Origin of the sequence: Micromonospora sp. NPDC049048 (assembly GCF_043197615.1) — a bacterium.
GTDB lineage: Bacteria > Actinomycetota > Actinomycetes > Mycobacteriales > Micromonosporaceae > Micromonospora.
The window spans coordinates 868949-893482 of record NZ_JBICTM010000002.1 but is presented as its reverse complement, the minus strand read 5'-3'; the positions used below and the strand labels follow the sequence as shown (position 1 = coordinate 893482).

The window sequence follows — 24534 nt, the reverse complement described above, 5'->3', positions numbered from 1 at the left end:
CGGCCGGACCCCGCCCGTCTTCCGCTCGGTCGACCCCGGTCAGTTCCTGGCGGGGGTGACGTGCACCGTGGCGTACGAGTTGTCCCTCGCGGCGCGCTTGATGGTGATGGTGACGCCGTAGGACACGCCCTGGTCACCCGGGTTTCCGGTGCCCAGCACGATGGCGCCGCCGCCCAGCGTCACCCCGTAGTAGGAGGGTGCCGGCGTACCGTCCGGGTTGGTGACCCGGGTGGTGTACGGCGCGTTGCCCTTCGACGGGACGACCACGGAGGCGTCGTTGTCCCGGGCGTACGCCGCGCCGTCGCGAATCTCGATGCCCGGGTACCAGCCCTTCGCGTCGGTGAAGCCCTTCACGGGCGGCTGCGCCCGGAAGTTGGTGCAGTACTCGCTGTACGGCTCGTCCGCCGCCTCCAGGCACTCCTTGAAGGGGTACGTGGAGTTGAGCGAGAACGCCGCGTTCGCCGACTGCGGGCGGCTGGGCAGGTTGTCCAGCACCGACGGGTCCTTGACGGCCGCCTCGCCCGTACGCCGGTACGGGTCGAAGTGCGAGTCGACGATCAGCAGCCCGCCCTTGGCGCCGTAGCTGGGCAGCGCGGTCATCTGCGCCGTGGTGTGGTTGACGTCCCCGAGCGCGGTGTCCCGGTACCAGACGAGCATGCCGGGCGCGTTGTACGAGATCCGGTCGACCTTCCACGCGTCGCGCGAGTAGACCGTGTCGTAGGTGTACTTCAGACCCTTGTCGAAGCCGTCGAAGTTGCGCCACTCGGCCAGGTAGTAGTGCGCCTGCACCGAGGTGCCGCTGGCGGTGCGCCAACCCGGGCCGCTGGTGTCGACGAAGGTGCCGCCGGTGGCGGTCCAGCCGTTGGCACCACTCTCGACGTCGTCGCTCCAGGTGGTGGCGCCGCCGCCGGTCACCGAGAAGTCGTCGGCGAACCAGCCCCGCTCCACGAACGCCTCGTCGGTGGCGTAGCGGAGCCGGAGCTGCACGGTCTGCCCGGCGTACGCCGACAGGTCGACGTAGTCGTGCCGCCAGCCGTGGGTGTCACCGGTCAGGCCGTACTTCTTGTTGCCGAAGTCGACCATCCGGCCGTTCGGGTCGGCGTAGCCGTCGTTCGTGGTGACCAGGTTGCCGGCGGCGTCGTAGACCTTCTGCTCGGTCCAGGTGGTGCCGCCGTCGGTGGAGAGCTCGACGAAGCCGAAGTCCCAGTCGGCCTCGATGACGAAGTTGTTCCACATCCAGAACTTCGCGTCGGCCGCCGCCGGTACGGCCATCTGGCGGGTGATCTTGACGTCCGCCCAGTTCTGGTCGGCGCCGGTGTACCACATGTTCGCGCCGCTGTGCGGCGTGGCCAGCGTGATCACCTTGTCCGGCAGGTCGATCTTGATGCCGTCCTGGGTGCCGCGCGGGGTCCGCGAGGTCTGACCGAGCTGCACGGTACGCGGGTCTGAGCCCGGGGCAAGGGTCAGCGGGTCGGCCCAGCCGAGCACCCACTTGTCCCACAGTCCCATGTGCGTCGGCAGCGCCTGGAAGATCTCGCCGGAGTGCGATCCCGAGGCCATCAGGTCCCAGAAGTCGACGTCCGAGTCGGCGTTGCCGGAGGTGTCGTAGAGGTCCGGAAGGCCCAGGTCGTGGCCGAACTCGTGGGCGAAGACTCCGACGCCGGCGTCCTCCGGCTGCACGATGTAGTTCGAGACCTGGAGGTTGGTGCCGGGGATGGTGTAGCCGCCGGTGATCGAGGAGGAGTGCGCCCACACGGCGTACGTGCCCTCGGCACCGCCGCCGCGGGACTTGCCCTGCCCGGCGTGCACCAGCACCAGGTGGTCGATCACGCCGTCCGGCTCGAAGAGGTTGCCGTCACCGTCGCGGTCGCCCTGGTCCTCGGTGTCGTAGTCGGCCCACGGGAAGTTCGGGTTCATCCTCGCGAGGGCGTCGATCGCGTCGGTGGCGAGCCGGCCGGCGCCCTGCGGGTTGTCCGGGTGGCCGTTCATCGACTGCTGGCGCCCGGCGACCCAGTTGCCGTTCTCGTCCTGGAAGCAGCGCGAGGCCGCGTACCAGCCCTCCGAGTGCGGGACGGTGATCCACGGGCTGGCCTGCCCGTCGACCGTGTACGCGCCCTTGGACATCTCCAGGTACATGTTGTGCATGGTGCGGCCGGTCAGGTCGATGCCCGGCCTGCCGTCGGGGCCCCGCAGGTCCTTGCGGACCCGCTCGGTGATGCCCTTCTTCGAATAGAGCATCTTGTCGTAGTGGGCGGGCGAGAAGTCGGGCACCCACATCGAGTTGTTGTCCTCGTGCGGCAGGTTCGCCGGGTTCGGGATCCGGTTGTGCCGGGGCCCGTTCTGCACGGTCCCGGGGACACAGGTCCGGTCCTCGAAGACCGTCCTGGGGACCATGACGCCGGTGAAGTCGTCGTTGGCCTGGTCGTTGAACTCCACCAGCAGGGTGAGCAGCTTGGCGGTCTGGGTGGCCGGGGCCTTCTTGATCTGCCGGGGGCTCTTGCCCGTCATGATCGACTTGGCCTCGTGCTTCGCGAGCTGCTCGGCCGCGACCGGGTTGCCGCGGGCGTACTTGCGGTCGTAGGCGCGTGCCTCCTCGACCGCCGGGGCGTAGACGCCGCCCTTGCCCTTGACCTCGCGGCCGTTGCTGTCCGGCTGGACGGCCGGCTCGGCGTAGTTGATGTAGTACTCGTCCGCGCCGATCGTGGCTCGGGCGGGGCCGGGCTCCGCCGCCGCCGAACCACCCGTCACGGTCAGTGACCCGGCGGCGAGGGCGAGGGCGGGCAGCGCGACGAGCAGGCGTCGACGCGACCCGGATTGCGGTTTTCTGTTCATGCCGCTCCGTTTCTCGGGCATGGGGAGGAGGAAGTCGACCGGGCCCTGTCGATGTGACGCCCATCGAAGCGACCCGATCTGCGTGAACGTAGAACAGAAAACAGGGGAACGACAGGGGTCGACAACAGCCTGTGTCCGTTCAGCTTCTCTCGGCTCACCCGACCGACCGATGTGACAGTCCGCGACCGGCCGGTCGTACACCCGTAAGAAAACGACGATGGGTGACGGTCCGCGAGGGACCGCCACCCATCGGGGCGTACGCCTGCGTCAGTCCTCGTCGGACTTGCCGCCGCTCATACCGGACGAGATCAGGTCCATCACGGACGAGTCCTGGAGCGTGGTGACGTCGCCGAGCGAGCGGTTCTCCGCCACGTCGCGCAGCAGCCGGCGCATGATCTTGCCGGAGCGGGTCTTCGGCAGCTCCGGCACCAGCATGATCTGCCGGGGCTTGGCGATCGGGCCGAGCGTCTTCGCCACGTGGTTGCGCAGCTCGGCGATGAGCTTCTCGCCCGCCTCGCCGGCGGTGTCCGTGGTGCCGCGCGGGATGGCGAACGCGACGATCGCCTGCCCGGTGGTCGGGTCGGTCGCGCCGACCACGGCCGCCTCCGCCACCGACGGGTGGGAGACCAGCGCGGACTCCACCTCCGTGGTGGAGATGTTGTGCCCGGACACCAGCATCACGTCGTCGACGCGGCCGAGCAGCCAGATGTGCCCGGCGTCGTCCTTCTTCGCCCCGTCCCCGGCGAAGTACATCCCGTCGAACCGCGACCAGTACGTCTCGATGAACCGGTTGTCGTCGCCCCAGATGGTGCGCAGCATCGACGGCCACGGCTCACGCAGCACCAGGTAGCCACCGCCGCCGTTCGGCACCGACTGGCCCTGGTCGTCGACCACGTCGGCGACGATCCCGGGCAGCGGCGTCATCGCGGAGCCGGGCTTGGTCGCCGTCACGCCCGGCAGCGGCGAGATCATGATCGCCCCGGTCTCGGTCTGCCACCAGGTGTCCACGATGGGCAGCTCACCGCCGCCGACGTGCTGCCGGTACCACATCCACGCCTCGGGGTTGATCGGCTCGCCCACGCTGCCCAACAGCCGCAGCGAGGACAGGTCGTAGCCGGCGGGGATGTCGTCGCCCCACTTCATCATCGTGCGGATGAGCGTCGGGGCGGTGTAGAGGATGCTGACCTTGTACTTGCCGACGATCTCCCAGAACCGGCCCTTGTGCGGGGTGTCCGGGGTGCCCTCGTACATGACCTGGGTGGCGCCGTTGGAGAGCGGGCCGTAGACGATGTAGGAGTGCCCCGTCACCCAGCCGATGTCGGCGGTGCACCAGTAGACGTCGGTCTCCGGCTTGAGGTCGAAGACCGCGTGCGTCGTGTACGACGTCTGGGTCAGGTAGCCGCCGGTGGTGTGCAGGATGCCCTTCGGGCGGGCCGTCGTGCCGCTGGTGTAGAGGATGAACAGCGGGTGCTCGGCGTCGAACGGCTGCGCGTCGTGCTCGGCCGAGGCGGTCTCGACCGTCTCGTGCCACCAGCGGTCCTTGGCCGACCAGGCGACCTCCTCGCCGGTGCGGCGCACCACCAGCACGTGCTCGACCGACGGGCAGTTCGCCACCGCCTCGTCCACGGTCGGCTTCAGCGCCGACGGCTTGCCCCGGCGGTAGCCGCCGTCGGCGGTGATCACCACCTTGGCGCTGGCGTCCTGGATCCGGTTGGTCAGCGCGTCGGCGGAGAAGCCGCCGAAGACCACGCTGTGCGTGGCGCCGATCCGGGCGCAGGCGAGCATCGCGACCGCCGCCTCGGGGACCATCGGCAGGTAGATCGCCACCCGGTCGCCGGCGGCGACGCCCAGCTCGGTCAGCGCGTTCGCCGCCTGACAGGTGAGCCGGTGCAGGTCGGCGTACGTGATGGTGCGGGTGTCGCCCGGCTCGCCCTCCCAGTGGATGGCGACCTTGTCGCCGAGGCCGGCCTCGACGTGCCGGTCCAGGCAGTTGTACGCCACGTTGAGCTGCCCGCCGACGAACCACTTCGCGAACGGCGGCTTCGACCAGTCGAGCACCTGGTCCCACTGCCGCGCCCAGGTCAGCCGCCCGGCCTGCCGCTCCCAGAACGCCAGCCGGTCGGCGTCGGCCTCGTCGTACGCGTCGGCGGTGACGTTGGCGTTCGCGGCGAGTTCGGCTGGCGGCGGGAACTGGCGCGTCTCGTTCAGCAGATTGGCCAATGCCTCGCTCATGCCGTGCTCCCTCGTCGATCGGGTGACCTGCGTCTCTCTAGGGCAGAAGGTTAGTCGGGGCGACCAGCGCGGGCGACCGCCGGTTCCGCCAACGCGCGCCGAGCGGCCCCCGCGACGCGCCGGACGGTGATCCGGACGCAAGGAAGGGCCACTTGGCAGGGCATGAACGACCCTGCCAACGTCGGAGCGGGTGGCGCTTGTCGCTTTCGGTCGGCTCGTCGGCGGGGCATGCCGGGCAGTCGATAGCGTGACGGGGTGACCGCCGACCCGCTCGCCCCGCTGCTCGCGCTCGCCGACATCGCCTCCGCCGTCGAGCGGGCCCGCGAGCGGTTCGACCAGGCGTTGGGGCACCGCGCGCTGCGCCGGCACGGTGGCCAGGTCGCGGCCGAGGTCAGCCTCCGGTCCGCGGTGGCCAGCGCCGCCCTGGAGGGGTACGCCCGCGACCGCGAGGCGGTACGCGCCGGAACGGTGACCGAGCCCGTGGTCCAGGGCGCGCTGCGGGTCGCCGGGGCGCTGCCCGGCCTCACCGAACTCTGGCCGAAGGCGCCCCGGCAGGCGCTGGCGAAGCTGCACGTGCTCGCCGCCCGCGACGTCGTCGGCGAGGCCGAACTGGGCCGTCCGGTGACCGACCCGGTCGTCGCCGCCCGCCTGGACGGGCTGGCCGGGCTCGTCGCCGGCGGCACGAAGGTCTCGCCGCTGGTGCTGGCGGCCGTCGTCCACGGCGAACTGCTCAACCTGCGCCCCTTCGCCGGGCCGTCCGGGGTGGTGGCCCGGGGCGCCGCCCGGCTGGTGCTGCTGTCCAGCGGGCTCGACCCGCGCGGCCTGCTCGCCGTTGACGTCGGTCACCACGAGCGCGAGCCCGAGTACGTCGGCGCGGCCGGAGCATTCGCCACCGGCACCCCGGACGGCCTGCGCTCCTGGCTGCGCCACTACATGGCGGCGGTGGAGGTCGGCGCCGACCAGCTCACCACCATCGGCGACGAGATCCTCGCGGCGTCCTGACCGTCCCCGGCTGGCGGGCTCAGGCGGGCGTGGGGGTGGTGCGGGTGCGGCGGTGGCGGCCGTACCAGGCGATGCCGATGGCGACACCCACGCCCACACCCAGCGCCGCCGCCGCGACCGGGACGGCCGGGCGCTCGCGCAGCCGCCGCCCCAGGGGGATCGGGTGCCGGAACTCCAGCACCGGCCAGGAGTTCTCGATCGCGAGCCTGCGCAGCTGCCGGTCCGGGTTGACCACCGACGGATGGCCGACGCACTCCAGCAGCGGCCGATCGCTGTACGAGTCGGAGTAGGCGTACGAGTCGGCCAGGTCGTAGCCGCGTTCCGCGGCCAGCTCGCCGACCGCGTCGACCTTGCTCGGGCCGGCCGCGTAGAACTCGACCTCGCCGCTGTAGCGGCCGTCCACCACGCCCATCCGGGTGGCGATGACATCGGTGATCCCGAGCAGTACGCCGATCGGCCGGACCATCTCCTCGCCGGAGGCGGAGACGAGGACGACGTCCCGGCCGGCGGCCTGGTGCTCCTCGATCAGGGCGGCGGCCTCGGCGTACACGTAAGGGTTGATCAGCTCGTGCAGGGTCTCCGCGACGATCTGGCGGACCTGTTCCACCGGCCAGCCCTTGCAGAGCGCGGCGAGGTAGTCCCTTGTCCTGGCCATGGTCTGCTCGTCGGTGCCGCCCAGCCGGAACATCAGCTGCGCGTACGCCGACTTGACCACGTCACGCCGGGTGATCAGGCCGTCCCGGTAGAACGGCCGACCGAACGCCAGGGCGCTCGACTTGGCGATGACGGTCTTGTCCAGATCGAAGAAAGCGGCACTTCGGCCCACGGCGCGAAAGTCTAGCCGGATGGTCTATGGTCGGCGGGTGCCCGGGGCCCAACGACCCCTCGGAGCTGCGGGCCGAGCCCCCGCCACCCTCGCGCACAGTGACGAGAGTCACACTCTGCGAAATTTATTTCGCGGGGAGTGGGGGCGGCACCACTCGACGTATACACGTTCGCTCAGGCAGACTTGTCGACGCGACGAGCGTTCACATCTCGTACAACAGGCAGACCCTCGGCGGTTGCACCCCCCGCGACCGCTGAGCGGGTTCGGCTCGACCCCCCCGGAGCCGAACCTTCGACGACCCCCGTCTCCCCCCGACGGGGGTCGTCCCTTTCCCGCGTGCCTATTTGTGCAGGTGGATGGGCCTCGCCCCGGCTGGCGCGGCGTGGTGCCAGGCGGAGTCAGCGAACGTTAGCCGGACCCGATGGGCGTAGTCGTCCGGGTGTGCGTATAACGATTGAGCGTCGTTGACGACCGCTTTGTCGAAGGGGAGCAGCACGACGCTGGAGCGCCACTACCTGTACGGGGCGTACTGGATGCTGCGGGACCAACGCCGCCAGAAGGGTAGCGGCAGGCATCCGGCCGGCGCTTCGACTCCGATCTCGGTCTCCACGGCTCCATCGGCGAGCAGGACCGAGATGGCCGAGCGACCCGGAGCGAACACCTCCCGAACTCTGCCGGCGATCACCGAGCGAGTGATGTCTTCAAGCAGAGCGACGTCTTCGGGACCAGCGCCCAGTTCCCATCGGCCGCCGTAGTCGCCGACCTGAAGGATGAGCTGATCGGAGAACTCCGCCCAGCCGAAAGCACGAGCACGAGGATTGCGCGGTGTGACGCTGACCGATATTCCGCCCTTGCAGTCGTCGATCTCCACAGTCGCCACCGCCGCCAACTCCTGTGCCAGCTGCCTTGCGATTCTCAGAGTCGTCGCGGAGGGCTGGTCGGTGCCGGGTTCGTCCAGGCCGTGCCCATCACTCACGGCATCACTCTGCCAAACCAACGGCCGAGAAGTCCTGATCTTCGTCGGGCGGATCCGGTCGCCGCGCTCGGCTCCGGCAGGCACAGGCCATGACCACCTTGGTCGCCTGCTCTACTTCTTGTTCGAGCTGGACGACAGTCTCCTCTCGTAGAAGATTTCCGCGTACGTGCCGTCGTGGTATGCCGGGATCTCGACATAGCCGTGCCGCACGTAGAGCGCACGGGCCTCGACCAGGTCGAGACGGGTGTCGAGCACGATTCGTTCCGCGCCCAGGTCACGTGCGAATCTCTCCGCCGCGACCAGCAGCCGCGCACCGCCGCCCAGGCCCCGCAGCGCGGGGCGCACGAACATCCGGGTCAACTCGGCGGTGTACGGGTCGAGTATCCGCAGACCCACGCAGCCGGCCGGGTCGTCGCCGTGTCGCGCGAGCAGGAGCAGTCCGGTTGGCGGAGCGAGGTCGTCGCTCGGCGTGGCGGCAAGGCCCTCTTCGATCTCGTGAGGCGTGGACGGGCGGCCGAGGTGGAGCTGGTGGTAGCGGTTGCTGACCTCGGTGTAGTAGTCCCGCAGCAGGTCTGTCGCCGCAGTGGAGCCGACGAGGGCCGGGGCCACGTTCCAGGCCTGTGCGGTCGGGACGGTGATGCTCATGCGCCATTGTCGGAGGGCCGGCATGGTCATCCAAACCAATTTGCGGCCGACGCCGAGCGCGACCGCCGGAGCCCATAGCAGATCGACTCGCGCGGCGGGCGTTGTCCACAGAGCCTGCGGTTATCCACAGGCTGTGGAGATCGGGCGGCGCCGAGGGGCGGTTCCGGAGCAGGGTCTCGGGTCAGCAACCCCGAGCCCGACCGCTGGAGGCCGCGATGCCACCCCGTACCTCCGTTCCACCGCACCGGCCCCTGCCGCTGCTCGTCACCTCGGACGGTGATCTGCTCGACGACCTGCTCCGGCTCGCCGCGGCGGGCGGCGTCGAGGTGGAACTCGCCGCCGACCCGGCGGCGGCCCGCACCCGCTGGTTGCCCGCTCCGCTGGTGCTGGTCGGCGCCGACCAGGCTCAGCCCTGCCTGCGGGCGCGGTTGCCGCAGCGGCCACGGATGGTGCTGGTCGGCCGGTCCGGGGAGCTCGATCCCGGCTGGCAGGTCGCCGAGCTGATCGGCGCGGAGCACGTGGCGACGCTGCCGGCCGCCGAGCCCTGGCTGGTCGACCGGTTCGCCGAGTGTGGACCGGAGGGCGTCGAGCGGGGCGGCGCGCAGATCGTCGCGGTCCTGGGCGGGCGGGGCGGCGCCGGAGCGAGCATCCTGGCGGGCGGGCTCGCCGTCACCGCCGCCCGGGCTCGGCTGCGTACCCTGCTCGTCGACGCCGACCCGCTCGGCGGCGGCCTCGACCTGGTGCTCGGCTGGGAACAGCTGGAGGGGTTGCGCTGGCCGGCGCTGACCGGCGCCGACGGCCGGGTCGACGCGCCGGCGCTGGTGCGGGCCCTACCGAGCCGGGGTGACCTGGTGGTCCTCTCCTGGGACCGGGGCGACCTGCTCGCCCTTCCCGCCCAGGCGATGGCGGCGACCGTCGACGCCGCGCGCCGGGGCCGGGACTTCGTCGTGGTGGACCTGCCCCGGCAGTTGGACGACGCCGCCGTGACCGCGTTGCAGGCGGCGGACCAGGTCTACGTGGTGGTCCCCGCCGAGCTGCGGGCCACCGCCGCAGCGGCCCGGGTGGTGGCGGCCGCCGCACCGCACTGCGCCGCGATGTCCGTGATCGTGCGCGGCCCGGCACCGGGCCGCCTCGGGGCGGCGGAGGTGGCCCGGGCACTAGCGCTGCCGCTGGCCGGCACGCTGCGCCCGGAACCCGCGCTGGCCCGTGGGTTGGAGCGGGGCGAGGCCCCGGCCGCGCACGGTCGGGGTCCGCTGGCCGCGCTCTGCCAGCGGATCGTCGCCGAGCTGACCGGCACCCCGGCGGCGGGTGCGGCATGACCGGGCCGTCCGAGGGTGACACCCTCGCCGCGCGGGTGCGCCAGCGCATCGCGGCCGCGGCGGCGCCGGTCACCCCCGCCGCGATCGTGTCAGCCGTACGGGCGGAGCCGACCGCCGCCGTTCTCGGCGACACCGCCGTGCTGCGGATGGCCGACCAGGTGCACGACGATCTGGTGGGAGCCGGTCCGCTCGCCCCGTTGCTGGCCGACCCGGAGGTCACCGACGTACTCGTCAACGGCGTGCGGGTCTGGGTGGACCGGGGACGGGGCCTGCACCAGGTGGCGGTGCCGCTCGGCACGGTCGACGACGTACGCCGACTCGCGCAGCGGCTCACCGCCAGCGCCGGCCGACGGCTCGACGACGGTTCCCCGTACGCGGACGCCCGGCTCCCCGACGGCACCCGGCTGCACGCCGTGCTGCCGCCGGTGGCGACCGACGGGCCCTACCTGTCCCTGCGGACCTTCCGGCAGCGGCCCTTCACCCTCGACGAGCTGGTGAGCCAGGGGACGGTTCCCCGACCGGTGGCGCCGGTGCTCTCCGCCGTGGTGGCGGCCCGGCTGGCGTACCTGGTGACCGGCGGCACCGGCTCGGGCAAAACGACCTTGCTGAACACGCTGCTCGGGCTTGTCCCCGGCACCGAGCGGATCGTGCTGGTGGAGGACGCGGCCGAGCTGCACCCCCGGCACCCACACGTCGTCGGATTGCAGGCGAGGACGGCCAACGTGGAGGGCTCCGGCGCGGTCGGGCTGACCGACCTGGTGCGGCAGGCCCTGCGGATGCGGCCCGATCGGCTGGTGGTCGGCGAGTGCCGGGGCGGTGAGGTGGTCGATCTGCTCGCCGCCCTGAACACCGGCCACGACGGAGGCGCCGGCACCCTGCACGCCAACGCCCCGTCGGACGTGCCGGCGCGGCTGGAGGCCCTCGGGATGCTCGGCGGGCTGCCCCGGCCCGCGCTGCACGCCCAGGTGTCCGCCGCGCTCCAGGTGCTGCTCCAGGTACGCCGGAGCGCCGAGGGCCGGGTGCTGGAATCGATCTGCCTGCTGCTGCCGGAGGGCCCCGATCGGCTGGTCACCGCGGTCCCCGCCTGGGTACGCGGTCGGGGGCTCGACCTCGCCGCCCCGGCGCTCGCCGCACTGCTGCGGGAACGGGCCGTGCCGGTGCCGCCGGTCCTGACCGAACCGTGGCCCGGATCGGCGGGACCGAAGTGAGCACCCCGTTCGCGCTGGTGGCGCTGCTCTCGGCCCTCGCGGCGGCGGTGCTGGTGGCCGGGGCGGTGCGGGGCGGTCGGGGCCTGCGGGGCGTACTGGTTGCCGGCATCGGGGGAGACGTGCGCGCCGCCGAGGACCCGCTCGTCGACTGGATCGCCGAACTGCGTCGTACACCCGATCGCGACCCGATGACCCCTGCCGTGCGCGTCGACGGAGGCGTTGCGTACACCCGCCGCGATGCGTACGACGAGCCCAGGGCCCACCTTCGGCAGCCACCGGCAGGCTCGGTTGCTCCGACCGGCGGCGGTCTCGGCGGCGGACGCGTACCGGCTGGTGGGGATCGGTGGTCGTCGTGGAACGCGGCCGGCCGGTCGCCCTGGCCCTGGTCTGCCGGAGACGACCCCGGCGCGGCGCGACCAGCGGGATCGGTCCGCCCCGGTGACGGAGACCCCGGCCGAGCCCGACCACCTGCGCGGCGGGACGCCCGACGGCCCGGTGGAACGCCCGCCCCGACAGCTGCCCCGTTCCGTCGACCCGGGACGGTGAGCGAACCGCCCGATGCAGGGCTGCGGGCGAGGTGGCTCCGCTCGGAGCTGCTGACGGAGTCACCGAGGCGTGCCCTGCTGCTCGCCGCGTCGGTCGGTGCCGGAGCCGGCCTGCTGCTGGCCGGCCCGGTCGCGGCGGTGGCCGTCGGCACCTACGGCACGTTGATCGTCCGCGCACTGCTTCGACGGAAGGCTGGCCAGCACGCCGTCCGGGCCCGTCGGCATCGGCTGGACCAGCTCTGCGGCCTGGCCGCGGACCTTCGGGCCGGCCTGCCGGTACCGGTCGCCGCGGAGCGGCTCACTTCCGGCGCGGCGGGGACCGACGGAGTCCCACAGTCGCGAGCGGAGACGGGTTCGGGTGAGCGCGGCGAAGTCCAGGGGAGCAAGGCGGCGGACGACGATCGGGGCGGGGTGGGACGCCTGGACCGGTTGGCCGGTGCGGCCGTGCGCCTCGCCGACGAGACGGGCGCTCCGCTGGCCGAGTTGCTGGAGCGGATCGAGGCGGACGCCCGCGCGTCCGATCGTGGGCTGGCTGGGGCGGAGGCACAGGCGGCCGGGGCACGAGCCACCGCCCTGCTGCTCGCCGTCCTGCCGCTCGGCGGTATCGGGCTCGGCTACGGCATCGGCGTCGATCCGGTGGCCGTGCTGCTGCACACCCCCGTCGGCGGCGCGTGCGCGGTCGTCGCCATCGCGCTCCAGGTCGCGGGACTGTTCTGGGCCGAGCGACTCGGCGCGGCGCCGGGACGGGCGAGCTGATGCCCCGGGTGGCGCTGGCGGTGGGCTTCGTGGCGGCGGCGGCCATGCTGGCCGTGATGCTCGCGTCGGGCCGGCGCCCTCTGCGGCGTCTGCGTGCCCTGCGCAGGGCGCCCGTCGGCGTACACCCGGCGGTCCTGCCCCGCCGACCGGTCGCTGCGGCAGGCGACGCCGTGTCCCGCCGCCGGCGACCGGACGCCATCCGCGTCGCCGCCGGCCTGGGCGGCGTGGCGGTCGTGGTCGTCGTCGGCGGAGTGGCCGGGGCGGTGGCGGCCGTGCCGACGACACTGCTGCTCGACCGGCTGCTCCGCCGCATCGAGCCTCCGGCCGTACGGAACCGGCGGCTACGGGAGGCGGCCGATCTTCCACTCGCCGCCGATCTACTGGCGGCGGCGATGAGGGCGGGAGCGCCCGTGGACAGGTCGATCCTGGCCGTGGCGGGGGCGTTGGACGGACCGCTCGCCGACCGGCTCGCCCGGGTCGGCCGGTTGCTGCGGCTCGGCGGCGGCCCCGAGGAGGCGTGGGCTCCGCTCGCGGCGGTGCCGGGGGCCGAGCGGCTGACGGCCGCCGTGTTGCGCAGCGCGAACAGCGGAGCCGCGCTGGCCGGCGCGCTGACCCGACTCGCCGACGACCTCCGCGCCGACCGGTCCACGGCCGCGGAGGCGGCCGCCCGCCGGGCCGGCGTGCTCATCGTCCTGCCGCTGGGGCTCTGCTTCCTGCCGGCCTTCATTCTCGCCGGCCTGGTGCCGGTGATCGTCGCCGTCCTCGGCGACGTGCTCTGACCATCTCCGAGAAAGGACGAGAACGTGCGCAAACTGCTTGCCCGCCTGCGCGGGGACGCGGGAATGAACACTGCCGAGTACGCCGTCGGCACCCTGGCGGCCGTCGCCTTCGCCGGGATCCTGCTGAAGGTGCTGACCTCGGGCAACGTGCAGTCCGCGTTGACCGCCGTCATCGACCGGGCACTGAAGTGAACGGGCGCCGGTCGGCCGGCCGCGACCGGGGTTCCTTCACCGCCGAACTGGCGGCCGGCCTGCCGGCGCTCCTGCTGCTCCTGCTCGGCGGGCTGTCGGCGGTCAACGCCGTCGGCACGAGGGCATCTTGCCTCCACGCGGCCCGGGAGGCGGCGCTGGCCGCCTCCCGGGGCGCCGACGGGGACGCCGCAGCCAGCGGTGTGGCCCCGCCGGGAGCGGAGGTGACCGTCACCGTCGACGGACAGCGGGTCGTCGCCACCGTCCGGGCGCCCGTACGCGCGCTCGGCTCCCGACTGCCCCGGATCGCCGTGACCGCCACGGCGGTCGCGGCCCTCGAACCCGGGGTCGCGGGAGCTGCCACACCTGCCCCGGGTGCCCCGGCGGGTGGACGGTGAGCGGGCGCCGGTGGTTCGGAGACCGGTCGGCCCGAGGCTCAGGCGGCAGCGCGGGGGAGCGTGGTGGGGCGACCGTCTGTCTGCTCGCGGTGGGGCTGGTGTTCGTCCTGGTCGGGTCGCTCGGTGCCGCCGTCGGCGCGGCCCGGGCCGCCCGGCAACAGGCCCGGGTGGCGGCGGATTTCGCCGCGCTGGCCGGTGCGGGCCGTGGGCTGTGGGGCGAGGCGGGCGCCTGCGGGCGGGCGGCCGACATCGCCGCCGCCAACGGTGGCCGGCTGCTCGCCTGTCGGCTCGACGGTCTCGATGTCCTGGTGACCGTGGAGGTTGCCGTCAACCCACTGTCGAGGGTGGCGCGGGTGGCGACGGCCAGTGCCCGTGCCGGCCCGGTGCGCGGCTGAACCCCTGCTGCGCACCAGGCCCCAGACCGCCGGGCTGCGCAGAGCGGAGGCTTACCGTCCCGGCAGCCGAGCTTCGTTGATTGTGGACGCCAACGGGGCGGCTACGGCACGACGGGCGATCTCCGTTGATTGTGGACGCCAACGGGGCGGCAACGGCACGACGGGCGATCTTCGTACGACCAGCGGGGTTGGTGATCAACCCGCCAACCGGAGGGGCGGTCGCACAGACGGCACGGAAATTGGCTCCCACCCGCCTCGGGGTGGCCCCTGCCTCACCCGCTGGCTCGTGCGGAGGGATGTCGTTCGGGGTGGACGTCGCTCGCCATCCTGGGAACAGGAAGCTCAGCTCCGACCGTACCGCTGGAGGAGGCTCCATGAGAAAGCCGGTCAGGACCGCTGCGATCCTTTTCGGGCTGGGTGTCGGCGTCGCCGTCGGCTCGTCCCTCGGCGCGGATGCCGCCTGGCCCGGCGTCGCGGTCGCCGTGCTCGGTGTCGGCCTGTCCCTGGTCGGCACAGCGGGATCCGCTCCAACGGGGGACAACACGGTCGACCCTGACGGGGACGCCTGGTTGACCACTTCCATGACGGCCGCGGAGAGAGCGGCTGCCGCGGAGCAACGGTGGCAGGATCAGACGCGGCCCACGCTCAGTGGTCTCGGCAACCGGGTGGAACAGATCCTCAGGCTCGCAGAGAAACAGGGGGAAGACCACCGCAACGAGGCGCGGCGTGAGTCCGAGGAACTCGTCGACACCGCGCGGCGGGAGGCGGAGACGATCGTGAACCGGGCGCGCGAAGAGGCGGCCCGGATCGCTGGCGCCGAGGGCGGGTAGCGCGGCGGCGAGTGTTTCAGGCCCGGGTGGGCGGCGTCCCGCTGCGCCCGCGACCCCGGCGCAGCAGCCGGGCGGCGATCACGGGCAGCAGGTTCAGCACGACAATGAGCGCGACCACCAACGAGACGATCTGGCCGGTGGCGAGCCCGTGCAGCGCCAGCACCAGCCAGCCGCAGGCGCCGGTGAGCAGCGCCTGGGCCGCCACGCGCAGCAGAACCCGCTGAATTGGCTGTGCCGTGCCGTCCGGGCCGGGCTTGGGGTCGCGCTGCCAGATCGTGCTGACCGACGCCGCGATCGCGATCAGCAGGGCGATGTCCAGCGCCCAGATCGCTGCCGTACCGACGCCAGCGTCGTTGGTCTGCGAAGGCACGGCGACTGTCGCGGCCACAAGCACGACGAGGGTCGGCGGCCAGGTGAAAAGGAAGGCCCATACCGCTGTCGTGATCGGGTTCCGGATCGGGTTCGGCAGGCCTGGTGGTGACTGCACCTGTTGCGTGATGCCGTCGATCACGTCGTCGGAGGCTCGCACCAACTGACGAGCCGAACGAGTGTCGGGCATCGGATCTGTCATGCGGACAAACCTAATGACCCCTCGCCATGCCGGGCTCGGGTCGTGCTCGGGCCGGGGTGCCGGGAGTCGACACCCCGGCCCGGACGGATCAGCGTCCCTGGAGTGCGTCGAGGGCGATGGCCATCGCGATCACGAGGCGGCGGTCGACCTGCGGCTGGTGGATCTGGACGACGTACCGGTCGCGCAGGCCCCACTTCTTGATGACGGAGAAGACCGGCTGACCGCCGGCGACGAAGTCGAAGTGGTAGGGCAGCCAGGACAGCGAGTCGACGAAGCGGCGCAGCAGGGCCACCGGCATGCTGCGTTCCTGGCCGGTGACCTGCGGCAGGCCGGGCTGCTCGACGTGCCAGGTGGACCGCAGCAGGGACTGGGCGAAGTCCTTGCGGAACAGGCCGATCGGGCTGCCGGCGTGGTCGGTCACGTCGTACGTGGCGCCGAGGTCGAGACGCTGGCGGGCCTTGAAGCCGAGCAGGGGCTGCTGCTTCGAGTCGTCGGTGTAGATCGTCACCTGCTCCTTGAAGGCGAGCCGCTTCTGTTGGGCGAACGCCAGCAGCCCACCTTCCGAGCCGTCCGGTGCGACGGAGTGCACCTCGTACTGGTTGACCATCATCCGGATCCGCTGCCGGATGTGGAACTGCTGCTGGGCCTGCAAGTTGTCGGGCTGCATGGGTTCTCCTTCGAGGGGTCGCCGGAGTGTCGCACAGCTTCAACCGCGCTGCCGCCCACAGGTCACGCGGCCCCACCCGCAGCCCGCCCGGCTCCGCCACCCGCAACCCGGTCAGGCACGCACCGGCACCGCAACCCGCTCAGTTAGGCACCGCCACTCGCAATCCGGTCAGCCAAGCACCGGCACCGCAACAGGGTCGCACGCATCGGCACCGCAAGCCGGTCAGCCACGCACCGGCAGCCGCAACGGGCGGTCCGCGTGCACCGGGCTCAGCGCCCGCCGTCGACGGTCGCCTTCAGCGCCCACGCGTTGAGGACCTGGTGGATGCTGCGCAGCCGCTCGTTGATCTGCTCCAGGCGCTCGGCCTGCGCCAGCCCGGCGAGCGCGGAGCCCAGGGCGATCTGCTGGTCGAGGGTGAGTTTCTCCTGGTCGATCGTGTAGAGCAGGTCGACGGTCTCGGCGATGGTGTCGGCCACGACTCCTCCTTCGGGCGGGAAGGGCAGCTGGGGATCCGCGAACTTGCATGGAAGCGCTCCCACGTCCTTGATGCCCGGGGAGAAGAGGTTCTATGCCTGCTTCCCGCGACTCGGGACGGGGGCCTCCCCGACAGGCGGTTCCGCCACCGCCGGGGAGCGGGAGCCGCCCGAGCCCTCGGGACCGCTGATGGCGGCATCGTCCGCAGCGGCGCGTTCCCCCGGGATGGGAAAGTGGGAAGGGCCGTCGGACTGGCGGGGTGCCGGCACGGCGTCGGGCAGGTTGGTGAGCACCACGTCCAGCACCCGGACGGCGTCCGGCTTGCAGAGCGGGTTGTTGCCGTTGCCGCACTTCGGGGACTGGACGCAGGACGGGCAGCCGGCCTCGCAGCCGCACTCGGCGATCGCGTCGCGGGTGGCCCGCAGCCAGGTCGCCGCCGTCCCGTACGCGCGCTCGGCGAAGCCGGCCCCACCCGGGTGCCCGTCGTAGACGAAGACCGTCGGGGCCTCGGTGTCCGGGTGCACCGCCGTGGAGAGCCCGCCGATGTCCCAGCGGTCGCAGGTCGCGGTGAGCGGCAGCAGGCCGATCGCGGCGTGCTCGGCGGCGTGCAGCGCGCCGGGCACGTCGGCGGGTTCCACCCCGGCGGCCGTCAGCGACTGTGGCGACAGGGTGAACCAGACCGCGACCGTACGCAGCTCCCGGGCCGGCAGGTCCAGGGGACGGGTGTCGATGACCTCGCCGGTGGCGATCCGCCGCCGCTGGTACGACACGACCTGGCTGGTCACGTCGACCTCGCCGAGGAAGAGCCCGACGGGGCCGGCGTCCACGTACGAGCGGACCGACACCACCGACAGCGAGGTGACGTCGCGGGCGTGGGTGGACCAGTCCGGTTCCTCGGGGTGCACCAGCGCGCAGCCGTCGGCCAGGTCGAGCGAGTCGACCACGTACGAGGCGCCCTGGTGCAGGTAGACCGCCCCAGGGTGGAGCAGGAAGTGCGACGAGCCGCCGTCGACGGTGCCGAGCAGCCGCCCGGTCGCCGCCTCCACCACGCAGACCGGCGCGCCACCCTCGCCGCGCAGGTCCACCTCCGGCCGCTCCCGGTGCCGCCAGTACCAGCCGGTGGGTCGCTGCCGCAGCGCCCCCGCCGCCACCAGTTGGTCCACCGCCTCCTTCGCCCCGTCGCCGAAGAGAGCCAGGTCGTCGGGGGTCAACGGCGCCTCGGCCGCCGCGCAGGCGAGCTGCGGAGCCAGCACGTACGGGTTGGCCGGGTCGAGCACGGTCGCCTCCACCGGCCGCCCGAAGACCGCCTCGGGGTGGTGCACGAGATAGGTGTCGAGCGGGTCGTCCCGGGCGACCAGCACGGCGAGCGCCTCCTGCCCGGAGCGCCCCGCCCGCCCGGCCTGCTGCCACAGCGACGCCCGGGTGCCCGGGTAGCCGCAGATCAGCACCGCGTCGAGGCCGACCAGGTCGACGCCCAGCTCCAGCGCGTTGGTCGAGGCCAGGCCGAGCAGGTCGCCGTGCAGCAACGCGCGTTCCAGTTCGCGCCGCTCCTCGCGCAGGTAGCCGGCCCGGTAGGCGGCCACCCGGTCGCCGAGGCCGGGCACCGCCTCGTCGAGGGATCGGCGGGCGTTCGCCGCGACCACCTCGGCGCCGCGCCGGGAACGCACGAAGGCGAGCGTGCGTACGCCCTCGGCGACCGCGTCGGCGAGCAGGTCGGCCGTCTCCCGCAGCGCCGAGCGGCGGACCTGGGTGAGATCCGCCTGCTGGTCGGCGGCGGAGTCCGGCGGCAGCAGCGGCGGTTCCCAGAGCGCGAACGTCACCCCGCCGCGCGGCGAGGTGTCCTCGGTGACGGCGGCGACGGGCAGCCCGGTGAGCCGCCCGGCCGCCGTCGCCGGATCACCTGAGGTGGCCGAGGCCAGTACGAAGACGGGCGTGCTCCGGAACCGGGCGCACTGCCGCCGCAGCCGGCGCAGCACGTGCGCGACGTGCGAGCCGAAGACCCCCCGGTAGGTGTGGCACTCGTCGATCACCACGTACGTGAGCCGGCGCAGGAAGCCGGACCACTGGGCGTGCCCCGGCAGGATGCCGTGGTGCAGCATGTCCGGGTTCGTCAGCACGAACCGCGAGTGCTTCCGGATCCACTCCCGCTCGGCGCGTGGGGTGTCGCCGTCGTAGCAGGCGGGGCGTACCCCTTCCAGCTCAAGCGCGGCGACGGCCCGCAACTGGTCGGCGGCGAGCGCCTTCGTCGGCGCCAGGTAGAGCACGGTGGCCCGGGGGTCGGCGAGCAGGGTGGCCAGCGCGGGGAGCTGGTAGGCCAGGGACTTGCCGGACGCGGTGCCGGTGGCGACCACCACGTGCTGGCCTTCGTACGCCAGGGTGGCCGCCTCCGCCTGGTGCCGCCAGGGCGCGACCACGCCGCGTCGGGCGAACGCCGTGCGCAGCTCCTCCGGAGCCCAGTCCGGCCACGCGGCGGGCTCGCCGACTCGGGCCGGCACCCGCTCGACGTGGGTGACGGGGTCGGCCCCGGTGCGGGCGCGCAGCCGGCCCAGCAGGTCCGCGGGCGTGCGCCCGGTGGGGACGGAGGACGGCTCCGGGTCGTGGCGGGGCGACAGGCGCGCCGAGCTCGAGCCGTCGGTGGTCACGTTCTGCACTCTCGCACTGGTGTTCGGAGATGGAAAACGGGGGGCCGGGGTATGAGGAAGCCTCCGCCGGTGAGCAGAGCCGGTATCCGGCGGGATGGTTAGATGCCCAGGAGAGTTTACGGCTCTTGCGAGGGAGGACCGATGGAGCTGTCGCTGGCGACCCGCACCGTGGGCGAGCACACGGTGCTCGAAGTCGGCGGTGAGGTGGACGTCTACACCGCCCCCCGGCTGCGGGAGCGGCTCCTCGAGCTGATCGACGGCGGGGCCCGCCACGTCGTGGTCGACCTGGGTCGGGTGGACTTCCTCGACTCCACCGGGCTGGGCGTGCTGGTCGGCGCGCTCAAGCGGCTGCGCGCGGCCGGCGGCTCGTTCGCGCTGGTCTGCGACAAGGAGCCGCTGCTCAAGATCTTCCGGATCACCGCGCTCGACCAGGTCTTCCCGCTGCACCCCACAGTCGACGCGGCGATCGGCGCCGGCCCGGCCGGCTCAGGCGCCTGATGGCCACGGTCAAGCTCTCCTTCTCGCCGGCCCCGGTGCACGTGCGCACCGCGCGCCTGGTCGGGGTGGCGGTCGCCCGGCGGGCCGGGGTCCGCGAGGAGCTGCTCGACGAGGTACGGCTGGCCATCGGCGAGGCGTGCACCCGCGCGGTCGCCCTGCACCGCCAGTACGGCGTGCCCGACCCCGTGCTCGTGGAGATGTCCGACACGGGTGTCTACGCCGTGCGCGTCGTCGACCGCGCGCCGATCGAGGCCGGTCTCGGCCTGGCCGCGCTGAACGCCGACCAGCTCGCCAACGAGTCGCTCAACGAGGACGACCTCACGACCGGCGTCGGCTTCGCGCTGCTGGCCGGTTTCGTCGAGGACCTTCAGGTCCGCCCCGTCGACGAGGGCGTCGGCACCGAGGTACGGATGGTCTGGCCCGTCGGCCGTTGAGCTGATCTTCCACCGCCCTTGGTGAGGGCGACACAAGCTGATCTTCAAGCGCTTCCGAAACCCCGTCGTACGCCGTGAGAGGCCGCACCCCGCAGGGTGCGGCCTCTCAGTCATGGATGGGCTCCTATATCAGATTTTTCCTCATAACACAGCGACGAAGATCATCGGGCCGGGGTGCCCCCTCGGTGTGACCTCCAACACTGCGGAGGGCTACAGTACGCGGGTTGTCAGCAAGTGATCCAACCCGCAGCCAGCGGGAACGGTTGTTCGTCGCTGGTCCGGCCGGGGTGGATGGCGTGTGCTTGCGACTCGCATCCAGGCGCCGGACGGTGCGTCTCCACCGGTCGGCGCGAGCGTTCGGTACAGGAGGACACAGATGTCCGACACCTTGGCCGCCGAGGGCGGCGGGATCTCCCTCACCGGAAACAACGTCACGTACGTCGTCATCGCCGCGGTCATCGCGTTGGTGGCGCTCGCCTTCGCCGGCGCGCTGACGAAGGCCGTGCTGGCCGCCGGCAAGGGCACCAACAAAATGCAGGAGATCTCCGGCGCGGTCCAGGAGGGCGCCTCGGCCTACCTGCTGCGGCAGTTCCGGACCCTGGCGATCTTCGTGGTCGTCGCCGTGGTGCTGCTCTTCCTGCTGCCCGTGCACGAAACAGACGGCAGCGAGACGGCAGTGAAGATCGGCCGGTCCGTCTTCTTCGTCGTGGGAGCACTGTTCAGCGCGTTCATCGGCGGCGCCGGCATGTGGCTGGCCACCCGGGCCAACCTGCGGGTCGCCGCCGCCGCCCGGGAGCGCGAGGGCGGCCGGGAGGCCGCCATGAAGATCGCCTTCCGTACGGGTGGCGTGGTCGGCTTCCTCACCGTCGGCCTCGGCCTCTTCGGCGCCGCGCTGGTCGTGCTCTTCTACCGCAGCGACGCGCCGACCGTGCTGGAGGGCTTCGGCTTCGGCGCCGCACTGCTCGCCATGTTCATGCGGGTCGGCGGCGGCATCTTCACCAAGGCCGCCGACGTCGGCGCCGACCTGGTCGGCAAGGTCGAGCAGGGCATCCCCGAGGACGACCCGCGCAACGCCGCCACCATCGCCGACAACGTGGGCGACAACGTGGGCGACTGCGCCGGCATGGCCGCCGACCTCTTCGAGTCGTACGCGGTCACCCTCGTCGCCGCGCTGATCCTCGGCCGCGCCGCCTTCGGCGAGCAGGGGCTGGTCTTCCCGCTGATCGTCTCCACCATCGGCGTGCTCGTCGCGATCGTCGGCGTCTTCATCACCCGGCTGCGCGCCTCCGACCGCAACGGCCTGACCGCGATCAACCGGGCCTTCTACATCTCGGCGCTGCTCTCCGCGGTGCTGGTGGCGATCGCCACGTACGCGTACCTGCCGGCGACCTTCGCCGAGTTGGAGGGCGGGCTGACCGACGTCAGCGAGAACCCGCGGACGGTCGCCATCGGCGCGGTCGTCATCGGCATCGTGCTGGCGGCGGCGATCCAGGCGTTGACCGGCTACTTCACCGAGACCAACCGGCGCCCGGTGCAGGACATCGGCAAGAGCTCGCAGACCGGCCCCGCCACCGTCATCCTCGCCGGCATCAGCGTCGGCCTGGAGTCGGCGGTCTACTCGGCGCTGCTGATCGGCGCCGGCGTGTTCGGCGCGTTCCTGCTCGGCGGCAGCTCCATCACGCTGTCGCTGTTCGCGGTGGCGCTGGCCGGCACCGGCCTGCTCACCACGGTCGGCGTCATCGTCGCGATGGACACCTTCGGCCCGATCTCCGACAACGCCCAGGGTGTGGCGGAGATGTCCGGCGACATCGACGAGCACGGCGCCCGGACGCTGACCGAGCTGGACGCCGTCGGCAACACCACCAAGGCGATCACCAAGGGCATCGCGATCGCCACGGCGGTGCTCGCCGCGACGGCGCTGTTCGGCTCGTACACCGACACGCTGCGCACCGCGTACTCGGACGCCGGGGTGGGCGACGTCGGCGCAGAGATCCTCAACTCGCTGAACGTGGCGAACCCGCGCAACCTGGTCGGCCTGATCATCGGTGCGGCGGTGGTGTTCCTCTTCTCCGGCCTGGCCATCAACGCGGTCTCCCGCTCGGCGGGCGCGGTCGTGATGGAGGTACGCCGGCAGTTCCGCGAGCTGCCCGGGATCATGGACGGCACCCAGCGCCCCGAGTACGGCAAGGTCGTCGACATCTGCACCCGGGACGCGCAGCGCGAGCTGATGACCCCCGGCCTGCTCGCCATCCTCGCGCCGATCGCGGTGGGCTTCGGCCTCGGGCCCGGCGCGCTGGCGGCGTACCTGGCCGGTGCCATCGGGGCCGGCACGCTGATGGCGGTCTTCCTGTCCAACTCCGGCGGCGCCTGGGACAACGCCAAGAAGCTCGTCGAGGACGGCGCGTACGGCGGCAAGGGCTCCGAGTCGCACTCGGCCACGGTCATCGGCGACACCGTCGGCGACCCGTTCAAGGACACCGCCGGTCCGGCGATCAACCCGCTGATCAAGGTCATGAACCTGGTCTCGCTGCTGATCGCGCCGGCCGTGGTGGCCTGGAGCGTGGGCGACGAGCGCAACACCGGCCTGCGGGTGGGGATCGCCGTGGTGGCGACGCTGGTCATCGTCGCGGCGGTCGTGTTCAGCAAGCGCAAGGGCGTGGTGATGTCCGACTCCGACTCCGGTTCGGGTGCGGGCAACTCGGGCCAGCGGCCGGAGACGGTCAACGTCTGATCCGTCCGAGGTCCCGGTCCCCGGTCGGCCCGCGTGGTCGGCCGGGGACCGCTCGTGACACCGGCAAACCTGTCCGCTGCCCGGACTCGACAGACGCCGTACGCTGCAACGCATGCGTACGTGGACGTGCCGGGCGGCAGTCGCCGGAAAGCTCACGGTGGTCCTGGCCACGCTCGTACTCCTGACGGCCGGCTGCGGCGGCGGTCCGAGCCCACGGGCGTGGGCGGCGTCCGTCTGCTCCGCGCTGACCCCGTGGCGGGCCGAGATCAGCAAGCTGACCCGCAGCACCGACCAGCAGATGACCGCCCAGACCACCCCGGCGCAGGCGAAGGAGAACCTGGTGCGGCTCTTCGACGGCGCGGAGCGGGCCAGCGAGACCGCCCGGCGCAAGGTCGAGGCGGCCGGCATCCCGGACGCCGAGCATGGCGCGGAGGTCTCCGCCGGCTTCGGGGCCTCCCTGGCGAAGGTGCGCGACGCGTACGGCAGGGCCCGCGACACCATCGACGCGCTGGGCACCGGCCAGCCCACCGCCTTCTACGACGGCGTCCGCGCCGCCGTGGACACCCTGAACAAGGAGTACGACGCCAGCGCGCTCGACACCAGCCGGCTCAACTCCGAGGAGTTGAAACGCGCCTTCGACGAGGTGCCGGAGTGTCGCTGAGCGGGCCCGGTGAACCGTCGGGCGGCGAGGCGCTGCCGGTGCTCTTCCCGGCCCCCGTGGACCGGGTCGCGCCGGTCGCCCGGCGTACCGTCCCGGCCCCGCCGGCCGATGCCGACGAGACCGTCCGGCAGCTGACCTTCTTCGGCGCGGAGGCGGCGGACCCGTCCCTCGCCGACCTCGCCGGGCTGCTGGCCGGCCCCGGGGAGGTGGTCCGGATGGGCGGCACGGCCCGCCTCTCGGTCGTGGTCGACGCCGCCTGGCGGGTGCACGTGCTCGTCGCGGAGCTGGCGCTGCGCGGGGTGGCCGCCACGTGGGAGGCGACCGCCGACGGGCGGCACGCGGTGCGCACCTCGTACGCCCGCACGCTGAAGCCGCTCGCGGTGGCCTGGCTGCGCGGCTCCGGCAAGCGACCGCCCGACGGCTTTCACCTCAACGGGCGGCGGCTGCGGCTCTGGCTCGCCGCGGCGGGGGCCCCCGAGGCGTCCGGCTTCCTGCTCCGGCTCGGCGTCGCCGACGAGGAATGCTGGGCGCCGGTCGGCGGGGCGCTCGACGCGGTCGGCGTCGCCGGGGCGCTGCTCGGGCCCGGCGAGGGCGGACCCGCGTACCGGATCACGGGCCGCCGGCCGCTGACCCGCCTGGCCGAGCTGGTCGGCGACCCGCCGCCCGCCGCCCCGGCCGCCGACTGGCCGACCCGCTCCTGACCACCGCGAACTGGTCGGCCCGCTGCTGACCGCCCGTGGACTGGCCGGTCCGCTGCTGGCTCCCGTGCCTGTTCGCCCGCCACGGCCTCGGCGGGGCCCGGTGGTCCGGCCGCGACGGTCGATCAGGACCCCCTCGCGGCCCACGCGACAGCCGGCGACCGCCGCTCGCCTGTCCGATGCGGGACACCAAGTGCGCAATTTTGCGGAAAACGGCTGGGTCGTG

The 24534-nt window shown here is 72.8% G+C and carries 22 protein-coding genes and 1 pseudogene; 14 read left to right on the top strand and 9 right to left on the bottom strand.

From position 1 onward, the window contains the following. Positions 1 to 39: 39 nt before the first annotated feature. Together ACGFIG_RS09700 and acs are read right to left on the bottom strand one after the other, a co-directional pair. Positions 40 to 2832 (bottom strand): immune inhibitor A domain-containing protein, encoded by a 2793-nt coding sequence (locus tag ACGFIG_RS09700; RefSeq protein ID WP_393000977.1) that lies wholly within the window; start codon positions 2830 to 2832, stop codon positions 40 to 42. Positions 2833 to 3099: 267 nt separating this feature from the next. Continuing rightward, complete coding sequence (gene acs, locus ACGFIG_RS09695) at positions 3100 to 5064, bottom strand: acetate--CoA ligase (RefSeq protein WP_393000975.1); 1965 nt, start codon at positions 5062 to 5064, stop codon at positions 3100 to 3102. A 255-nt stretch (positions 5065 to 5319) separates the two neighbouring features. On the opposite strand from acs, the gene ACGFIG_RS09690 reads away from it, so the two are divergent. Next, complete coding sequence (locus ACGFIG_RS09690) at positions 5320 to 6066, top strand: oxidoreductase (RefSeq protein ID WP_393000973.1); 747 nt, start codon at positions 5320 to 5322, stop codon at positions 6064 to 6066. A 19-nt stretch (positions 6067 to 6085) separates the two neighbouring features. Here the strand turns inward: ACGFIG_RS09690 and ACGFIG_RS09685 are convergent, their stop codons facing one another. From ACGFIG_RS09685 to ACGFIG_RS09675, 3 genes are all read right to left on the bottom strand, one after another. Next, complete coding sequence (locus tag ACGFIG_RS09685) at positions 6086 to 6892, bottom strand: HAD family hydrolase (RefSeq protein WP_393000971.1); 807 nt, start codon at positions 6890 to 6892, stop codon at positions 6086 to 6088. Between the two features lie 511 nt (positions 6893 to 7403). Beyond that, positions 7404 to 7868, bottom strand: coding sequence for a hypothetical protein (locus ACGFIG_RS09680; protein WP_393000969.1), 465 nt, complete (start codon positions 7866 to 7868; stop codon positions 7404 to 7406). Between the two features lie 111 nt (positions 7869 to 7979). Next, entirely contained in the window at positions 7980 to 8513 is a 534-nt protein-coding gene (locus tag ACGFIG_RS09675; RefSeq protein ID WP_393000967.1) for a GNAT family N-acetyltransferase, read from the bottom strand. Positions 8514 to 8728: 215 nt separating this feature from the next. Between ACGFIG_RS09675 and ssd the strand changes: the two genes are divergently transcribed. The 8 genes and pseudogenes from ssd (at position 8729) to ACGFIG_RS09635 (ending at position 14932) form a co-directional block, all read left to right on the top strand. Next, complete coding sequence (gene ssd / locus ACGFIG_RS09670; RefSeq protein WP_393000965.1) at positions 8729 to 9832, top strand: septum site-determining protein Ssd; 1104 nt, start codon at positions 8729 to 8731, stop codon at positions 9830 to 9832. Further along, positions 9829 to 11040 (top strand): TadA family conjugal transfer-associated ATPase, encoded by a 1212-nt coding sequence (locus tag ACGFIG_RS09665; RefSeq protein ID WP_393000963.1) that lies wholly within the window; start codon positions 9829 to 9831, stop codon positions 11038 to 11040. The genes ssd and ACGFIG_RS09665 overlap by 4 nt, the downstream gene beginning before the upstream one ends. A 971-nt stretch (positions 11041 to 12011) precedes the next feature. Next, positions 12012 to 12341 (top strand): annotated as a pseudogene (locus ACGFIG_RS09660) (hypothetical protein); the annotation flags it as partial. Beyond that, on the top strand, positions 12341 to 13120 hold the full coding sequence (locus ACGFIG_RS09655; RefSeq protein ID WP_393000961.1) for a type II secretion system F family protein: 780 nt from the start codon (positions 12341 to 12343) through the stop codon (positions 13118 to 13120). The pseudogene ACGFIG_RS09660 and the gene ACGFIG_RS09655, both read left to right, overlap by 1 nt. A 63-nt stretch (positions 13121 to 13183) precedes the next feature. Then, positions 13184 to 13312, top strand: a complete 129-nt coding sequence (locus tag ACGFIG_RS09650; protein WP_208418639.1) for a DUF4244 domain-containing protein — start codon at positions 13184 to 13186, stop codon at positions 13310 to 13312. Further along, a complete protein-coding gene (locus tag ACGFIG_RS09645) occupies positions 13309 to 13707 on the top strand; it encodes a TadE family type IV pilus minor pilin (protein WP_393000959.1) in 399 nt (132 codons plus the stop codon). Before ACGFIG_RS09650 ends, ACGFIG_RS09645 begins: the two co-directional genes overlap by 4 nt. Further along, positions 13704 to 14102, top strand: a complete 399-nt coding sequence (locus ACGFIG_RS09640) for an Rv3654c family TadE-like protein (protein ID WP_393000957.1) — start codon at positions 13704 to 13706, stop codon at positions 14100 to 14102. Before ACGFIG_RS09645 ends, ACGFIG_RS09640 begins: the two co-directional genes overlap by 4 nt. Before the next feature lie 374 nt (positions 14103 to 14476). Continuing rightward, on the top strand, positions 14477 to 14932 hold the full coding sequence (locus tag ACGFIG_RS09635; protein ID WP_393000955.1) for a hypothetical protein: 456 nt from the start codon (positions 14477 to 14479) through the stop codon (positions 14930 to 14932). A 16-nt stretch (positions 14933 to 14948) separates the two neighbouring features. On the opposite strand, the gene ACGFIG_RS09630 is transcribed toward ACGFIG_RS09635, so the two are convergent. From ACGFIG_RS09630 to ACGFIG_RS09615, 4 genes are all read right to left on the bottom strand, one after another. Continuing rightward, positions 14949 to 15503: a hypothetical protein gene (locus ACGFIG_RS09630; RefSeq protein ID WP_393000953.1), complete on the bottom strand. Its 555-nt coding sequence runs from the start codon at positions 15501 to 15503 to the stop codon at positions 14949 to 14951. An 88-nt stretch (positions 15504 to 15591) separates the two neighbouring features. Further along, complete coding sequence (locus tag ACGFIG_RS09625) at positions 15592 to 16170, bottom strand: hypothetical protein (protein ID WP_393000951.1); 579 nt, start codon at positions 16168 to 16170, stop codon at positions 15592 to 15594. Between the two features lie 269 nt (positions 16171 to 16439). Next, positions 16440 to 16646 carry a hypothetical protein gene (locus tag ACGFIG_RS09620; protein WP_151453425.1) on the bottom strand — a complete coding sequence of 69 codons (207 nt, stop codon included), beginning with the start codon at positions 16644 to 16646 and terminating at the stop codon, positions 16440 to 16442. Between the two features lie 90 nt (positions 16647 to 16736). Continuing rightward, entirely contained in the window at positions 16737 to 19256 is a 2520-nt protein-coding gene (locus ACGFIG_RS09615; protein ID WP_393001409.1) for a DEAD/DEAH box helicase, read from the bottom strand. 171 nt (positions 19257 to 19427) lie between these two features. Between ACGFIG_RS09615 and ACGFIG_RS09610 the strand changes: the two genes are divergently transcribed. The 5 genes from ACGFIG_RS09610 to ACGFIG_RS09590 all read left to right on the top strand — a co-directional run bounded on the left by ACGFIG_RS09610 (position 19428) and on the right by ACGFIG_RS09590 (position 24311). Then, positions 19428 to 19784, top strand: a complete 357-nt coding sequence (locus ACGFIG_RS09610) for an STAS domain-containing protein (RefSeq protein WP_393000949.1) — start codon at positions 19428 to 19430, stop codon at positions 19782 to 19784. Then, positions 19784 to 20218, top strand: coding sequence for an ATP-binding protein (locus tag ACGFIG_RS09605; protein WP_393000947.1), 435 nt, complete (start codon positions 19784 to 19786; stop codon positions 20216 to 20218). The genes ACGFIG_RS09610 and ACGFIG_RS09605 overlap by 1 nt, the downstream gene beginning before the upstream one ends. 376 nt (positions 20219 to 20594) lie before the next feature. Further along, positions 20595 to 22949, top strand: a complete 2355-nt coding sequence (locus ACGFIG_RS09600) for a sodium-translocating pyrophosphatase (RefSeq protein ID WP_393000945.1) — start codon at positions 20595 to 20597, stop codon at positions 22947 to 22949. 112 nt (positions 22950 to 23061) lie between these two features. Beyond that, entirely contained in the window at positions 23062 to 23610 is a 549-nt protein-coding gene (locus ACGFIG_RS09595; RefSeq protein WP_393000943.1) for a hypothetical protein, read from the top strand. Further along, positions 23601 to 24311 carry a hypothetical protein gene (locus tag ACGFIG_RS09590; protein WP_393000941.1) on the top strand — a complete coding sequence of 237 codons (711 nt, stop codon included), beginning with the start codon at positions 23601 to 23603 and terminating at the stop codon, positions 24309 to 24311. Before ACGFIG_RS09595 ends, ACGFIG_RS09590 begins: the two co-directional genes overlap by 10 nt. Positions 24312 to 24534: the final 223 nt, after the last annotated feature.

Excerpts from the sequence above, each read along its gene's own strand:
- ACGFIG_RS09605 (WP_393000947.1), top strand. The coding sequence starts at position 19,784 with ATGGCCACGGTCAAGCTCTCCTTCTCGCCGGCCCCGGTGCACGTGCGC.
- ACGFIG_RS09650 (WP_208418639.1), top strand. The coding sequence starts at position 13,184 with ATGAACACTGCCGAGTACGCCGTCGGCACCCTGGCGGCCGTCGCCTTC.
- ACGFIG_RS09665 (WP_393000963.1), top strand. The coding sequence starts at position 9,829 with ATGACCGGGCCGTCCGAGGGTGACACCCTCGCCGCGCGGGTGCGCCAG.
- ACGFIG_RS09610 (WP_393000949.1), top strand. The coding sequence starts at position 19,428 with ATGGAGCTGTCGCTGGCGACCCGCACCGTGGGCGAGCACACGGTGCTC.
- ACGFIG_RS09630 (WP_393000953.1), bottom strand. The coding sequence starts at position 15,503 with ATGACAGATCCGATGCCCGACACTCGTTCGGCTCGTCAGTTGGTGCGA.
- ACGFIG_RS09635 (WP_393000955.1), top strand. The coding sequence starts at position 14,477 with ATGAGAAAGCCGGTCAGGACCGCTGCGATCCTTTTCGGGCTGGGTGTC.
- ACGFIG_RS09600 (WP_393000945.1), top strand. The coding sequence starts at position 20,595 with ATGTCCGACACCTTGGCCGCCGAGGGCGGCGGGATCTCCCTCACCGGA.
- ACGFIG_RS09655 (WP_393000961.1), top strand. The coding sequence starts at position 12,341 with ATGCCCCGGGTGGCGCTGGCGGTGGGCTTCGTGGCGGCGGCGGCCATG.
- acs (WP_393000975.1), bottom strand. The coding sequence starts at position 5,064 with ATGAGCGAGGCATTGGCCAATCTGCTGAACGAGACGCGCCAGTTCCCG.
- ACGFIG_RS09700 (WP_393000977.1), bottom strand. The coding sequence starts at position 2,832 with ATGAACAGAAAACCGCAATCCGGGTCGCGTCGACGCCTGCTCGTCGCG.
- ACGFIG_RS09625 (WP_393000951.1), bottom strand. The coding sequence starts at position 16,170 with ATGCAGCCCGACAACTTGCAGGCCCAGCAGCAGTTCCACATCCGGCAG.
- ACGFIG_RS09595 (WP_393000943.1), top strand. The coding sequence starts at position 23,062 with ATGCGTACGTGGACGTGCCGGGCGGCAGTCGCCGGAAAGCTCACGGTG.
- ssd (WP_393000965.1), top strand. The coding sequence starts at position 8,729 with ATGCCACCCCGTACCTCCGTTCCACCGCACCGGCCCCTGCCGCTGCTC.
- ACGFIG_RS09675 (WP_393000967.1), bottom strand. The coding sequence starts at position 8,513 with ATGAGCATCACCGTCCCGACCGCACAGGCCTGGAACGTGGCCCCGGCC.